The 14,094-nt window shown below is 69.0% G+C and carries 10 protein-coding genes; 7 read left to right on the forward strand and 3 right to left on the reverse strand.

Going from position 1 to position 14,094, the window contains the following annotated elements:
* Both pepN and I2487_RS08620 read right to left on the reverse strand, forming a co-directional pair.
* Positions 1–2,078: aminopeptidase N (gene pepN, locus I2487_RS08615; RefSeq protein ID WP_255546134.1), on the reverse strand; the 2,078-nt coding region annotated here is incomplete at its 3' end.
* Positions 2,079–2,168: 90 nt separating this feature from the next.
* Positions 2,169–4,256: an acyl-CoA dehydrogenase family protein gene (locus I2487_RS08620; protein ID WP_207172368.1), complete on the reverse strand. Its 2,088-nt coding sequence runs from the start codon at positions 4,254–4,256 to the stop codon at positions 2,169–2,171.
* Between the two features lie 192 nt (positions 4,257–4,448).
* Between I2487_RS08620 and I2487_RS08625 the strand changes: the two genes are divergently transcribed.
* From I2487_RS08625 to hemW, 7 genes are all read left to right on the forward strand, one after another.
* Positions 4,449–5,741 (forward strand): acetyl-CoA C-acetyltransferase, encoded by a 1,293-nt coding sequence (locus tag I2487_RS08625; RefSeq protein ID WP_207172366.1) that lies wholly within the window; start codon positions 4,449–4,451, stop codon positions 5,739–5,741.
* Between the two features lie 7 nt (positions 5,742–5,748).
* A complete protein-coding gene (locus I2487_RS08630) occupies positions 5,749–7,110 on the forward strand; it encodes a 3-oxoacyl-ACP reductase (RefSeq protein ID WP_207172364.1) in 1,362 nt (453 codons plus the stop codon).
* Positions 7,111–7,143: 33 nt separating this feature from the next.
* On the forward strand, positions 7,144–8,199 hold the full coding sequence (locus I2487_RS15650) for a MaoC/PaaZ C-terminal domain-containing protein (protein WP_207172362.1): 1,056 nt from the start codon (positions 7,144–7,146) through the stop codon (positions 8,197–8,199).
* Positions 8,200–8,243: 44 nt separating this feature from the next.
* Positions 8,244–9,290, forward strand: a complete 1,047-nt coding sequence (gene holA / locus I2487_RS08640) for a DNA polymerase III subunit delta (RefSeq protein WP_345941377.1) — start codon at positions 8,244–8,246, stop codon at positions 9,288–9,290.
* 309 nt (positions 9,291–9,599) lie between these two features.
* The gene (gene rpsT / locus I2487_RS08645; protein ID WP_036475968.1) at positions 9,600–9,860 is read left to right on the forward strand and encodes a 30S ribosomal protein S20; all 261 of its coding nucleotides are present in this window, start codon (positions 9,600–9,602) and stop codon (positions 9,858–9,860) included.
* A gap of 158 nt (positions 9,861–10,018) precedes the next feature.
* Positions 10,019–11,920: a translation elongation factor 4 gene (gene lepA, locus I2487_RS08650; protein WP_218624342.1), complete on the forward strand. Its 1,902-nt coding sequence runs from the start codon at positions 10,019–10,021 to the stop codon at positions 11,918–11,920.
* Between the two features lie 3 nt (positions 11,921–11,923).
* Positions 11,924–13,210 (forward strand): radical SAM family heme chaperone HemW, encoded by a 1,287-nt coding sequence (gene hemW, locus I2487_RS08655; RefSeq protein ID WP_207172356.1) that lies wholly within the window; start codon positions 11,924–11,926, stop codon positions 13,208–13,210.
* A 125-nt stretch (positions 13,211–13,335) separates the two neighbouring features.
* On the opposite strand, the gene I2487_RS08660 is transcribed toward hemW, so the two are convergent.
* Positions 13,336–13,767: a magnetosome magnetite crystal formation protein family gene (locus I2487_RS08660; RefSeq protein WP_207172355.1), complete on the reverse strand. Its 432-nt coding sequence runs from the start codon at positions 13,765–13,767 to the stop codon at positions 13,336–13,338.
* Between the last annotated feature and the right edge of the window lie 327 nt (positions 13,768–14,094).

Raw genomic sequence — 14,094 nt, forward strand, 5'->3', positions numbered from 1 at the left:
TGATGGTCCCCGCCGCTGCGCCGGGTCAGCTCCGCGGCGAGCCTGGCGGCGAGGTCACGCTGCAGCGCGCCCCGCTCCGCGGCCGGGGTGTAGCGCTCCAGCGCGGCCAGCGACTGGCGCAGCAGCCCCTGGACCACGACGATCTCCTCGATGTCCAGGCCCAGCTGCTGCACGGCGGCCAGGAAGCGGCGGGCGGGCAGCTCGCCGTCGCGCACCATCGACCACAGCGCGGCCCATACGGTGGCGCGCGCCAGCGGATCAGCGATCGGATAGGTCAGCACCGCCGCCACGGACTCCGGGTCGAGGCTGAGCTTGGCGTAGGTCAGGTCGTCCTCGTTGGGCAGCAGCAGCCGGGGCGTGCCCTGCGGGACGCTCAGGTCCGGCACCACGGTGAGCCCGTCCGGTGCGTTGGGGTCCAGGAACAGCTCCTGGGCGGCGTGCAGCACCAGGGTCTCGCTCGCGGGATCCAGCACGTGCACCCCGACCCGGATCTTGTGCGGCCGGGACACGGACTCGCCGGTGGCTGGGTCGATGCCCTGCTCACGGACCAGCACCCGGGCGGGAGCGTCACCCACGCCGGACTCGTCGAGCTCGGCGGAGAGCACCGGGACCCCGGCGGTCTGCAGCCAGGCCCGCGCCCAGTCGTCCATATTGGCTCCGGTGACCTCTTCGAGCACCGCGAGGAAGTCCCCCAGCGAGGCGTTGCCGAAGGCATGCCGGCTGAAATAGCGCCGGGCGGCCTCACGGAAGGCCTCGCGACCGGCGTAGGCGGCGAGCTGCTTGAGCACCGAGGCGCCCTTGGCGTAGGTGATCCCGTCGAAGTTCTGGTCCGCGGCCTCGAGGTCGCCGATGTCCGCGACGATCGGATGGGTGGTGGGCAGCTGGTCCTGCACATACGCCCAGGCCTTGCGCCCGTTGGCGAAGGAGATCCAGGAGGTGCTCCAGTCGGTGGCCTCATCCACCGCCAGGGACCCCATGTAGTCGGCGAAGGACTCCTTCAGCCACAGGTCATCCCACCAGTGCATGGTCACCAGGTCGCCGAACCACATATGCGCCATCTCATGCATCAAGGTGTTCGCCCGAGTCTCGTACTGGGCGTCGGTGGCCGCGGTGTCGAAGACGTACTTCTCGGTGAAGGTCACCAGTCCGGGGTTCTCCATCGCGCCGAGGTTGTACTCCGGGACGAAGACCTGGTCGTACTTGCCCCAGGGGTAGGGGTAGGCGAACTCGGCGTGGAAGAAGTCCAGGCCGCGCCGGGTCAGCTCCAGCAGCGCATCGGCGTCGAAGTGCTCCGCCAGGGATGCCCGGCAGAGCACGCTCAGCGGGATCTCCACGGTCTCACCGCCGGGCACCCCGCCGCGGTAATGGCCATCGACGTGATGGTACGGACCCGCCAGCAGGGCGGTGATGTAGGAGGACATCCGCGGAGTCTCGGCGAACTCCACCCGGACCAGCGGGCCGACGACGACGCCGTCCTCCGCTGCGGCGCTGCGGGCCCCGGCGGCGCGCTCGGCCTCAGCGCCCTCCAGCGGCATCCGCGTGATGGCAGGGCTGTTGGAGCGCAGCTGCCAGTGCTGTGGGCCGATGATCGAGAAGCTGAACCGGGTCTTGAGGTCGGGCTGTTCGAAGACCGGGAACACCCGGCGTGAGTCGGCCGGCTCGTACTGGGTGTAGAGGTAGACCTGCTCGTCCACCGGGTCCACGAAGCGGTGCAGGCCTTCCCCGGAGCGGGAGTAGCGCGAGGTGGACCGGATCTCCACGGTGTTCTCGGCCTGCAGCCGGGGCAGCAGGATCCGCGCCGGTCCCACATGGGTGCTCAGATCCAGCGACTCCCCGTTGAGCACCACAGACTCCACCGAGGCGCCCAGGTGATCCAGGAAGGTGCTGGCCCCGACCTCGGCGCAGGAGAAGTCGATGCTGGTCTGCACCGGGTAGGTCGCGGCCCCGGGAGCCGGCGCCCCGCGCAGATCCACCTCGACCCGGCAGCGCGTGACCTCGAGCAGCGCGCTGCGCCGGGCGGCCTCCTCGCGGGTCAGGTTCTCGACGTCGGCACGGGGAAAGGGCAGCTGAGCAGTCATCCTGCTATTCAAGCAGACCACCGCCCAGCCGCCCATCAGCTGCGACATCTCCCCGCCCATCAGCTGCGCATCAGGCGTCCCGAGGCAGGCTCATTTCCGTCGTGCGTGGAGCAGCTTCTCATCCACCGGCGCCTCGGGGGAGGCGCGCAGCGCCCGGTAGTACTCCATGGACTCGTCCTGGCGCCGCTGCTCGGAGCCGGAGGTGATCTCCATGCGCACGTGTTCGGGGGAGTAGCCGAAGGAGTCCACGATGTCCTGGGCGTGCGGGCGCAGCCGCGCCAGCAGCCGGTTCACGTAGGGGCTCAGCGTGCGGGCGCGCTGGGCGGAGATCCGGCCGTGGAGCAGATACCAGTCCAGCGTGTCTTCGATCTTGGTCAGCGCGTAGAGGTCGCGCAGCCAGGTCATGATCTGCCGGGTGCCCGGGTCGCTGACCTTCTCCAGGGCCTCGGTGAAGGATTCCCAGAGCAGCAGGTCCGCGTGGGCCTTGGCGGCGTTGATGATCTCGTACTGGTGTTCGTTGAAGATCTCCGCCTGCTTCGCCGCCGGCTGCTTCGAGGCCGAGCGCAGCTCGCCGGCCACGTCGATGACCATCTGCCGGGACCGGTCGGTGAGCAGCGCCCGCTGCACATCGGGCTGCTTGAACCAGTTGGCGCTGCGGCGTTCATCTCCGGTGTCCTGCACGGATTGGAAGGCCTTGCGCAGCCCGAAGCGGTTCATCACGGTGCCCTGCGCCTGGTTGGCCACGTAGCGCGAGAGCACCCCGAAGTCGGCGCCCTTGAACTCTGCGGCGTAGTCGCTGAGCAGGCGCTTGGCCACCAGCTGGAGCAGCACGTTGTTGTCACCTTCGAAGGTGACATAGACGTCGAGGTCCGCGCGCAGCGAGACCAGCCGGTTCTCGGAGATGAACCCGGCGCCGCCGCAGGCCTCGCGGGCCTCCTGCAGGGTGTCCAGCGCGTGCCAGGTGGTCACGGACTTGATCGCCGCAGCCAGGGTCTCCAGCTCCTGCCGGTTCTCATCCGAGTCGTCCTTGCCGGAGAACACGTCATCGAGCTTGACCAGGAGGTTCTCATGCGCGAAGTTCGCGGCGAAGGTGGTCGCCAGCCGGGGCAGCAGGCGGCGCTGGTGCAGCTGGTAGTCCAGCAGCACCTCTTCTTCGATGGTGGAGGAGGCGTTGAACTGGCGGCGCTGGTTGCCGTAGGTGACCGCACCGATCAGCGCGAGCTTCGAGGCTGCCACCGAGGCGCCGGTGAGTGAGACCCGGCCCTGCACCAGGGTGCCCAGCATCGTGAAGAAGCGCCGGCCGGGGGAGTCGATCGGGGAGCTGTAGGTGCCGTCCGCGGCGACGTCGCCATAGCGGTTGAGCAGGTTGGTCCGCGGGACCCGGATGTGATCGAAGGTGAAGCAGCCGTTGTCCACCCCGTTGAGGCCGCCCTTCTGGCCCTCGTCGGTGATGGTGATCCCGGGCAGCGCCTTGCCGTCCTCGCCGCGGATGTTGGTGTAGAGGCAGTGCACCCCGTGGTTGACCCCGTTGGTGATCAGCTGGGCGAAGACGACGGCGTCCCTGGCGTCGTTCGCGGCGTTGCCGAGGTAGCGCTTGGTGGCCGCGGGGAACGGGGTGTTGAGGATGAACTCCTCGGTGGCCGGATCGTAGGTCGCGGTGGTGCCGATGGAGGCCACGTCGGAGCCGTGCCCGAACTCGGTCATCGCGAAGGCGCCGGGGGCCCGGAGGTCCATGGTCGCGGGGAGGAATCGGCGGTGATGGTCTTCAGAGCCCAGGTGCAGCACTGCCGCGGCGAAGAGGCCCCACTGCACGCCGGCCTTGATCTGCAGCGAGGGATCGGCGGTGACCAGCTCCTCGAAGGCGGCGATGTTCGCGCCGTGGGCGTCGGCCCCGCCGAACTCCTTGGGGAACGCCCGGTGCACGGCGCCGTCCTCGGAGAGCTGGACCATCTGCTGGAAGACCCGCTCGCGGTGGTCCTCCTTGGAGAGCCCCTCGATCTTGTGGAAGGCGGAGTCCTTGAGCAGCTCACGGGCCTGACGCCGGGTCTCGGCCCAGTGTCCGAGCAGCACATCCTCCATCACCTGCTTGTTCACACGGACCGCGTCGGCGGAATCGAGGGTCTCGATCGGGTCGGTGATGGGGTGAGCGATCGGGTCGGTGACCGGGTGGTGTGACATGAGGTCTCCTCAGACTGGGATGGAGCGGCAGGCCCGCGGGATGATCTGCTCCGCGGCGCGAGGCTGATCAGTGATCCTGCACACAAAATAGTCTATGATACTGACCAGTAACAAATGCAAGACCTGCCGGACCCGCTGACCCAGCGGACGTCCCGTCGGGTGCCTGCACCCCTCGACCCAGGAGTCAGTTCCATGAGTGCACAGAACATCCGCGACGCCGTCATCATCGGTGGAAACCGCATCCCCTTCGCCCGGGCCCACACCGCCTACGCCACCGCAGGCAACCAGGACATGCTCACCTCCACGCTGAACGGCCTGGTGGCCCGCTTCGGGCTGCAGGGCGAACAGATCGGCACCGTCGCCGCCGGTGCGGTGATGAAGCACTCCAAGAACTTCAACCTCACCCGCGAGTCGGTGCTGGGCACCCCGCTGGACCCCAAGACCCCGGCCTTCGACGTGCAGATGGCATGCGCCACGGGCATGGAGGCCATCGGTTCGATGGCGAACAAGATCAAGCTGGGCCAGATCGACTCGGCCATCGCCGGGGGAGTGGACTCCATCTCCGACGCCCCGATCGTGGTCACCGACGAGCTGCGCGGGATCCTGATGGAGGCCAACCGGGCCAAGTCGGTCAGCCAGCGGCTCAAGGCGCTGGCCAAGATCCGCCCAGGCCACCTGGCCCCGCAGGCCCCCGGCGTCAACGAGCCGCGCACCGGCATGTCCATGGGTGAGCACATGGCGATCACCGCCCATGCCTGGGGCATCACCCGCGAAGAGCAGGACGAGCTCGCCCTGGCCAGCCACAAGAACCTGGCGGGCGCCTATGACCGCGGCTTCTTCGACGACCTGATCACCCCGTTCAAGGGCGTCAGCCGCGATACCAACATGCGCGCCGACTCCACCATGGAGAAGCTGGGCAAGCTCTCCCCAGCCTTCGGCCGTGATCTCGGCTCCGAGGCCACCATGACCGCGGCGAACTCCACCGCGCTGACCGACGGCGCCTCCGCGGTGCTGCTGGGCTCCGAGGAATGGGCCGATCAGCACGATCTGCCCAAGCTGGCGAATTTCATCGACTACGAGGAAGGCGCCGTGGACTTCGTCGACGGCGCCGAGGGCCTGCTGATGGCTCCGGCCTACGCCGCGGCCCGGATGCTCAAGCGCAACAACCTGAGCTTCTCCGACTTCGAATACCTCGAGATCCACGAGGCCTTCGCCTCCACGGTGCTGGCCCAGATCAAGGCCTGGGAGTCCGAGGAGTTCTGCAAGAACAAGCTCGGACTGGACTCAGCCCTGGGCACCATCGATCGCAGCCGGCTCAACGTCAACGGCTCCTCGCTGGCCGCCGGACACCCCTTCGCCGCCACCGGCGGGCGCATCGTGGCCGCACTGGCCAAGGCGCTGCACGGCAAGCCCGGCAAGCTCGGCTTCATCTCGGTCTGCGCCGCCGGCGGCCAGGGCATCACCGCGATCATCGAAGGACGGTAACCGCTCCATGGCTCGAGACACCTACACCGAATTCGCCAACACCGGCTTCGGCCGCGCCCTGACCAAGAACCTCGGCCTCCCACAGCCGGCGAAGCTGCGCCGGCACCGACCAGGACGCCCGCTCATCGAGGGTCCAGTGGTCGTGCTGGGCAGCTCCGAGGCCGCCTCGGCGCTCGCGGACCGGCTGCTCAGCTGGGGCCTCGATGTGCGCCGGCACGTCGGGCCCAAGGAGAAGGTGGCCGGCGTCGTCGCCTGCTTCGACTCCGCCTCCAGCCCCGCGGCCCTGAGCAGCACCGTGCTGGAGATCGGGATGCTGCTCAAGCAGCTCAAGCCCTCCGGCCGGGTCATCACCGTCTCGCGGGACCCGCTGGGCACCGCTGATCCCGCCGTGCGCGCGGCCCGCAGTGCGGTCCAGGGCCTGACCCGCTCCACCGCGCATGAGATGCGCGCCGGCGGCACCGCCAACGGCATCGTGCTCGCCGAGGAGCTGGACCCCTCCGCGCCCGGCGTGGCCGGGGCGCTGCGCTTCCTGCTCTCCGGACGCTCGGCCTTCGTCTCGGGCCAGTTCATCTCGGTGGACAGCGTCAACGGGGCGCTGCCGGGGAACTGGGACCGGCCGCTGCAGGGCCAGGTCGCGGTGGTCACCGGTGCCGCCCGCGGGATCGGCGCCGCCATCGCCCGGGTGCTGCACCGCGACGGGGCCGCCCTGATCCTGGTCGACATCCCGGCCGCCGGCGAACAGCTGGCCGGAGTCGCCAACGAGGTCTCCGGCACCGCGCTGCAGCTGGACATCACCGCGCCCGAGGCGGGGGAGCGGATCCTCGCCCACGCCAAGCAGCATCACGGACGGCTCGACATCGTGGTGCACAACGCCGGAATCACCCGGGACAAGCTGCTGGCCAATATGGACGAGTCCCGCTGGAACTCGGTCATCGCGGTCAACATCGAGTCGCAGCTGCGGATGAACCGGGCCTTCCTGGCCTCGGAGCTCTTCAACGCCGACGCCCGCGGGGCCATGGGACCGCGGATCATCTCGCTGGCCTCGACCTCCGGGATCGCCGGCAATCGCGGTCAGACCAACTACGCCGCCTCCAAGGCGGGAGTGATGGGCATGGTCTCCGCGACCGCCGCCCAGCTCGCCGCCCGGCACGGCACCATCAACGCCGTCGCCCCGGGATTCATCGAGACCGAGATGACCGCGAAGATCCCGTTCGCCACCCGGGAGGTGGCCCGACGGCTGAATTCGCTGAACCAGGGCGGACTTCCGGTGGACGTGGCCGAGACGATCGCGTTCCTGGCCTCGCCGCAGGCCGGGGGCACCTCGGGGCTGACCCTGCGGGTCTGCGGACAGAACCTCGTGGGGGCCTGACCCATGAGCACCGAAGCTGTGAGGACCGAACCTGTGAGGACTGAATCCCTGCGCAACGAATCCAGGATCACCGAGATCGAGATGCCCTCGCTGAGCAGCCTCTATGGCCGTGCCGCCCTGGGTGCCGCGCGCTCGAAGCTGCGTCCCGGGACCGGGGCCCGCAGCCTGCCGGAGAGGACCCTGCTGGCAAAGCACCCCGGGGTCAGCGCCGAGCAGGCCGAGAGCTACCGTCGGCTCTTCGGTGGGGAGGCCTTCGACGGGGCCCACCGCACCGCGCTGCCCTCGGTGCTGGTCCACATCATCGGGTTCCCGGTGCAGATGGCCCTGATGAGCCAGGACGACTTCCCGCTGCCGCTGATCGGACTGGTCCACGTGGCCAACGAGGTCGAACACCGGCGCCCGGTCCGGGTGGGTCAGCCGGTGCAGATCCTGGTGGCGGCGGAGAACCTGCGCCCGCACCGCCGGGGCACCCAGGTCGACATCACGGTCACCGTGCTCGAGGCCGGGGCCGACCCGGCGACGGTGGATGTGACTGCGGCCGATTCGACGACGACCACCCCAGCGGCTGCCGGGCACGCGGGCTCGGGCGAGGCTTCGGTGCTCTGGCGCTCGGTCTCGACCTATCTGAGCAAGGGCGCCCAGCTCGGCACGGAGAACTCCCAGGCTTCGATCTCCCAGGCCTCCGGGGCTGAACAGGTCGGATCCTCCGCAGCGGTCCGCTCGGAGGACCGCGAGTCCTTCGTCCCACCGGTCAAGACCGCCTCCTGGCGGCTGGGCGCGGACGCGGGCCGGGCCTACGCCGCGGTGTCGGGGGACTACAACCCGATCCACGTCTCCCAGCTGGCCGCGAAGACGCTGGGCATGCCCGCCGCGATCGTGCACGGCATGTACTCCGCCGGGCGGATGCTCGAGGGCCGGGAGCCCGAGGGTGCCGGGCACCGCTGGTGGATCCGCTTCGAGGCGCCGGTGACCCTGCCCGGCACCGTGGCCTTCGCCGCGCAGCCTCAAGGACCCAAGACCGTGCGCTTCACCGGGTGGAACCCGCGCAAGGCGAAGCGCCACTTCAGCGCCGAGCTGCAGCTGCCCTGAGCTGACCTGCCCGCCGGGGGATCCGGGCCGCTAGGATGAGCCCCATGGCTTCTCAGCGGACCGGGTCCTCACGGACCGGAACACAGCGCAGCGGCGGCGCGGGACGCGGCGCGAAGGCGGCCGAGGGGCCGGACTTCCGCAGCGTCACGCCCGCTCCGCTGATCCTGCTCAAGGGCGCCGAGGACTACCTCGCCAGCCGCGCGCTGGACACGATCAAGCAGGCGCTGCGGACGCAGCACCCTGACCTCGAGTTCACCCGGCTCGACGTCTCCGCCGCCGCCCCGGGGGAGCTGTTCACCGTCACCTCACCCTCGCTCTTCGGCGAGGCGCGCCTGGTCCTGGCCGAGGACCTCGCCGCGATGAACGACAACTTCCTCACCGATGCCCTGGCCTACCTCGAGGAGAAGCCCGAGGACGTGACCCTGGTGCTGCGGCACAGCGGTGGCAACCGGGGCAAGAAGCTGCTGGACGCGCTGACCAAGCGCGCCGTCGTCGTGGACTGTGCCGGGGCCCGAAACGACAACGAGAAGCTCGACTTCGTCCGGCGCGAGTTCCGCGCCGCAGGACGCGAGATCCACGCCGACGGCGCCCGCGCCCTGGTCGCCGCGGCCGGCTCCACGCTCTCGGACCTCGGCGGAGCCTGCCAGCAGCTCATGGCCGACGTCTCCGGGGACATCACGGAGGAACACGTGGACCGCTACCACGGAGGCCGGGTCGAGGCCTCTGCGTTCAAGGTGGCCGACGCCGCCTTCGAGGGTCGCCGAGAGGCCGCCACCCGGCTCTACCGCCACGCCATCGCCACCGGCGTCTCACCCATAGCCGTGACCGCCGCACTGGCGAGGAAGGGCCGGCACATCGCGGCTCTGGTGGATCACCGCGGCAGCCCCGCCTCACTGGCCTCCACCCTCGGTGCGGCACCCTGGCAGCTGCAGCAGGTGGCCGAGACCGCCCGGCGCTGGCACCCGCTGCGCGCGGCCGAGGCCATCGAGGCGATCGCCCGCGCCGACGCCGAGGCCAAGGGCGCCTCCCGGACCCCTGAATACGCGGTGGAGCGCGCCATCACGGCCATCGCCTCCTCGGTGGGCCGCTGAGCCTGAGACCGCGCCCGACCCGGTCCCGGACCCGGTGCCTGACCCGGCGCCGGAGCGCGCTGCAGATCGACCCGGACCCGGGCCGGCTCGGTGGCTGGAGTGCGGCTTCTCTGCTATCGTCTATAGGCAGTGTCTGGGGTTCGAAAGAGCCCCAAAACCCTGCGGCAGCAAGTCTCGCGCAGTCCTGGGCCCTCTACCTCAAATGGGCTGCGCAATCGCTATGGCAACCCCACGCCACTGAAGTTTGTCTGCTGCCGGCCGACAGGGACGTATCCTCACGACCAGTGACCTCAGACAGAAAGACAACTCGTGGCAAACATCAAGTCTCAGAAGAAGCGCATTCTCACCAACGAGAAGGCGCGCCAGCGCAACCAGGGCGTCAAGTCCCAGCTGCGGACCGCCATCAAGAAGGTCCGCAACGCAGTTGCCGCCGGCGATAAGGACGCAGCGATCGCAGCGAACCGCGAGGCAGCCCGCAAGCTGGACAAGGCCGTCTCCAAGGGTGTTCTGCACAAGAACAACGCCGCCAACCGCAAGTCCGGTCTGGCCGCCACCGTCAACGCTCTGTGAGCTTGACTCTCTAGAACGTCCGCTCACCTCGCGAGCGAGCAACGGGGCCCTGCGCGCTGCGCGGGGCCCCGTTCGTGTAAGACCTGACCGCGCAGCCCCGCATCACTGCAGTCATGATTGCAGCAGTCATGGAACAATGAAGAGCCAGGTGCAGCACCATGCCCGGCGTCTCGACGAAGCAAAGGACCCCCACCACCGTGTCACCGAAGGCCCGCAGCTCGCAGGTGCCCGCCGCCACTGACCCCAGTGTCATCCGGAACTTCTGCATCATTGCGCACATCGACCACGGCAAGTCCACGCTTGCAGACCGGATGCTGCAGCTGACCGGGGTGGTGCAGGCCCGCAACATGAAGGCCCAGTACCTGGACCGGATGGCCATCGAGCGCGACCGCGGCATCACCATCAAGTCCCAGGCGGTGCGCATGCCCTGGGAGCTCGACGGCCAGACCTACGCCTTCCACATGATCGACACCCCCGGCCACGTGGACTTCTCCTACGAGGTCTCCCGCTCGCTGGCCGCCTGCGAGGGCGCCCTGCTCCTGGTCGACGCCGCCCAGGGCATCGAGGCGCAGACCCTGGCGAACCTGTACCTGGCCATGGAGCACGACCTCAAGATCATCCCGGTGCTGAACAAGATCGACCTGCCTTCGGCCCAGCCGGAGAAGTACGCCGAGGAGATCGCCTACCTGATCGGCTGCGAGCCCGAGGACGTGCTGCGCGTCTCCGGCAAGACCGGCGACGGCGTCGAGGAGCTGCTGGACAAGATCGTCGCCGAGATCCCCGCCCCCGAGGGCGACGCCGAGGCTCCGGCCCGCGCGATGATCTTCGACTCCGTCTATGACACCTATCGCGGCGTGGTGACCTTCGTGCGCGTGGTCGACGGCAAGCTCGGACACCGCGAGAAGATCAAGATGATGTCCACCGGCGCCACCCACGAGCTGCTCGAGATCGGGGTCTCCTCACCGGAGCCCGAGGCCACCAAGGGCCTCGGCGTCGGCGAGGTCGGCTACCTGATCACCGGGGTCAAGGACGTCCGGCTCTCCAAGGTCGGCGACACCGTGACCTCACAGAACCGCCCCGCCGCGGAGATTATCGGCGGCTACGACGACCCGGCCCCGATGGTCTTCTCCGGACTCTTCCCGCTCGACGGCTCTGACTTCCCGGTGCTGCGCGAGGCGCTGGAGAAGCTGCAGCTCAACGACGCCGCACTGAACTTCGAGCCCGAGACCTCCACCGCGCTGGGCTTCGGCTTCCGCGTGGGCTTCCTGGGCCTGCTGCACCTGGAGATCACCCGGGAACGCCTGGAGAGCGAGTACAACCTCGACCTGATCTCCACCGCCCCCAACGTGGTCTACGAGGTCACCGCCGAGGACGGCGAGATCCACCGCGTGACCAACCCCTCGGAGTTCCCCGAGGGCAAGGTCACCGAGATCCGTGAGCCGGTCGTGGACGCCACGGTCATCGTCCCGGCCGAGTTCATCGGCCCGGTCATGGAGCTCTGCCAGTCCCGGCGCGGCACCATGGAAGGCATGGACTACCTCTCCGCCGAGCGCGTGGAGATCCGCTACAAGATGCCGCTGGCCGAGATCGTCTTCGACTTCTTCGACCAGCTGAAGTCCCGCACCAAGGGTTACGCCTCGCTGAACTGGCAGGGCGTCGGCCAGCAGGCCGCCGACCTGGTCAAGGTCGACATCCTGCTCCAGGGCGACCAGGTGGACGCGTTCTCCGCGATCACCCACCGCGACTCCGCCTACGCCTACGGGGTCAAGATGGCCTCCAGGCTCAAGGAGCTGATCCCGCGCCAGCAGTTCGAGGTCCCGATCCAGGCCGCCATCGGCTCCCGGATCATCGCGCGGGAGAACATCCGCGCGATCCGCAAGGACGTGCTCTCCAAGTGCTACGGCGGTGACATCAGCCGCAAGCGCAAGCTGCTGGAGAAGCAGAAGGAGGGCAAGAAGCGGATGAAGATGGTCGGCACCGTGGAGGTCCCGCAGGAGGCCTTCATCGCCGCGCTGTCCTCGGACGAGGACGCCGGCAAGGAGAAGGCCGGGAAGAAGTAGGCCTTGCCCTCCACCCTTCCCCTCGGCGACCCGGTCCCTGCCGACGGCGGCTTTCCCGCAGCCGTGGCGCAGGCGCTTCCCGCCCGCGCCGAGGCGCCCTTCGGCCTCTACGTCCACATCCCGTTCTGCAGCGTGCGCTGCGGCTACTGCGACTTCAACACCTACACCGCCGAGGACCTCGGCCCCGGGGCGTCCCAGGTGTCCTACCCGGACACGCTGATCTCCGAACTGGTCTTCGCCCGTCAGGTGCTCGACGCGATGGGCGCCCCGGAGCGCCCCTTCTCCACGGTGTTCTTCGGCGGCGGCACCCCGACGCTGCTCCCGCCGGAGGAGCTCGCCCGGATCCTCACCCGGGCCCGGGAGCTCTTCGGCTTCCGCCCGGACGCCGAGATCACCACCGAGGCGAACCCCGACACGATCACCGACGCCACCGCGCAGGTCCTCGCCGAGGCCGGGTTCACCCGGCTGAGCCTCGGCATGCAGTCCGCCGTGCCGCATGTGCTCAGCACCCTGGACCGCACCCATGACCCGGCCAATGTCGAGCGCGCGGTCCACGCCGCTCGCGCCGCAGGCCTGCAGGTCAGCCTGGACCTGATCTCCGGGACTCCGGGGGAGAGCCTCGAGGACTGGCGCACCAGCCTGGAGCACGCGGTGGCGCTGGCGCCGGACCACATCTCGGCCTACTCGCTGATCATCGAGGAGGGCACCGCCATGGCCGCGAAGATCAAGCGCGGCGTGCTGCCCGACATCGACCCCGATGACCAGGCCGATAAGTACCTGCTCACCGATCAGGTGCTCGGAGCCGCCGGGCTGACCTGGTACGAGGTCTCCAACTTCTCCACCAGCGAGGCCACCCGCTCAGAACACAACCTGAACTACTGGCTGGACTCCGACTGGTGGGGCGCCGGCCCCGGCGCACACTCGCATATGGCGGGACTGCGCTGGTGGAACGTGAAGCACCCGGCGGCCTACGCCCAGCGGCTCTCCGGCGGCGCCACCCCTGGCCACGGCCGGGAGCTGCTCGCGGACGCGGACAAGACCCTGGAGCACCTGATGCTGCGGTTGCGTCTGGCCGACGGGCTCGACGTCGCCGGGTTCAATGCGCTGCCGGAGCTGCGCCGCAGCCAGGGTGAGAAGATCTCGCGCAAGAGCGTCCAGGCCCTGGTGCATGACGGGCTGATCGAGGAAGACCCCGCCCAGCCGAGCAATGCGCATCCTCAGGGGCGGGCGGTGCTCACCCTGCGCGGACGGCTGCTGGCCGATGCGGTGACCCGGCGACTGGCACCCTGAGTCGAGCCTGAAGGGTCGGGAGCCCGCAGCCGGATTCCCGGCGGATCAGCCGATGATCTTCAGTGGGTCAGCCGAAGATGCTCAGTGGGTCAGCCGAAGATGCTCAGTGGATCAGCCGAAGATCCTCAGTGGATCAGCCGAAGATTCAGCGGGTACCGGTAGGGGCGGCCCTTATTGCACTGGATGCCGGCGACCAGGCCGGAGATGGTCATCGTGATCCAAATCAGCACCGCCAGCAGACCGAAGATCCAGCCGATGGCGGGGATCAGGGCCAGGATGTAGCAGGCCAACATCACGGCGGTCAGCGGCAACGTGAAGTTCAGCGCCTCCTTGGACTCCTGGGCCGTGAAGGGGCCACGGTCGCGGTAGACCAGGTAGATCGCGAGTGCGGGGAAGCAGCCGATGAGCGCGCCGAAGTGAGACAGCGTCGCCCAGCGCCGATCCTCCGCCGGGGTCAGTGAGGCCGCGGCGACAGAGGAACCCTTCAGGCGTGACGCTGGATCCGTTCGAGCGTCCTGTCCCGACCGGTCGCCCTGGGGTTTCTGGTTATGCGTCACTGCACCTCCGTGATGATGGTGCCGCCCTTGCGACACGCGGCCGTTCCCTGGTCGAATTCTATCCACTGACGCTGAACATCCACTGGCCGTCGCGGGCGTGTCGGCCCCCGGGTTCCCCGGCGCTGCCGCGGGACTCGGTGCTCCGAGGGGGCACTGCGTGCCAGCGTCACTGGGTCACGGCGTCACTGGGGCGCTGCGTGCCAGCGTCACTGGGTCACGGCGTCACTGGGGCGCTGGCCGTATTCAACCGATCGTCGCAACACCTACCCGATAGAGGTGTTCGATGGGCACTAGCCCGAGACAAAAGAAGATCAGGGAAGAACGAGG

Origin of the sequence: Nesterenkonia sp. E16_10 (assembly GCF_017347085.1) — a bacterium.
Classification (GTDB): Bacteria; Actinomycetota; Actinomycetes; order Actinomycetales; family Micrococcaceae; genus Nesterenkonia.

Excerpts from the sequence above, each read along its gene's own strand:
- lepA (WP_218624342.1), top strand. The coding sequence starts at position 10,019 with ATGCCCGGCGTCTCGACGAAGCAAAGGACCCCCACCACCGTGTCACCG.
- holA (WP_345941377.1), top strand. The coding sequence starts at position 8,244 with ATGGCTTCTCAGCGGACCGGGTCCTCACGGACCGGAACACAGCGCAGC.
- I2487_RS08630 (WP_207172364.1), top strand. The coding sequence starts at position 5,749 with ATGGCTCGAGACACCTACACCGAATTCGCCAACACCGGCTTCGGCCGC.
- I2487_RS08625 (WP_207172366.1), top strand. The coding sequence starts at position 4,449 with ATGAGTGCACAGAACATCCGCGACGCCGTCATCATCGGTGGAAACCGC.
- I2487_RS08620 (WP_207172368.1), bottom strand. The coding sequence starts at position 4,256 with ATGTCACACCACCCGGTCACCGACCCGATCGCTCACCCCATCACCGAC.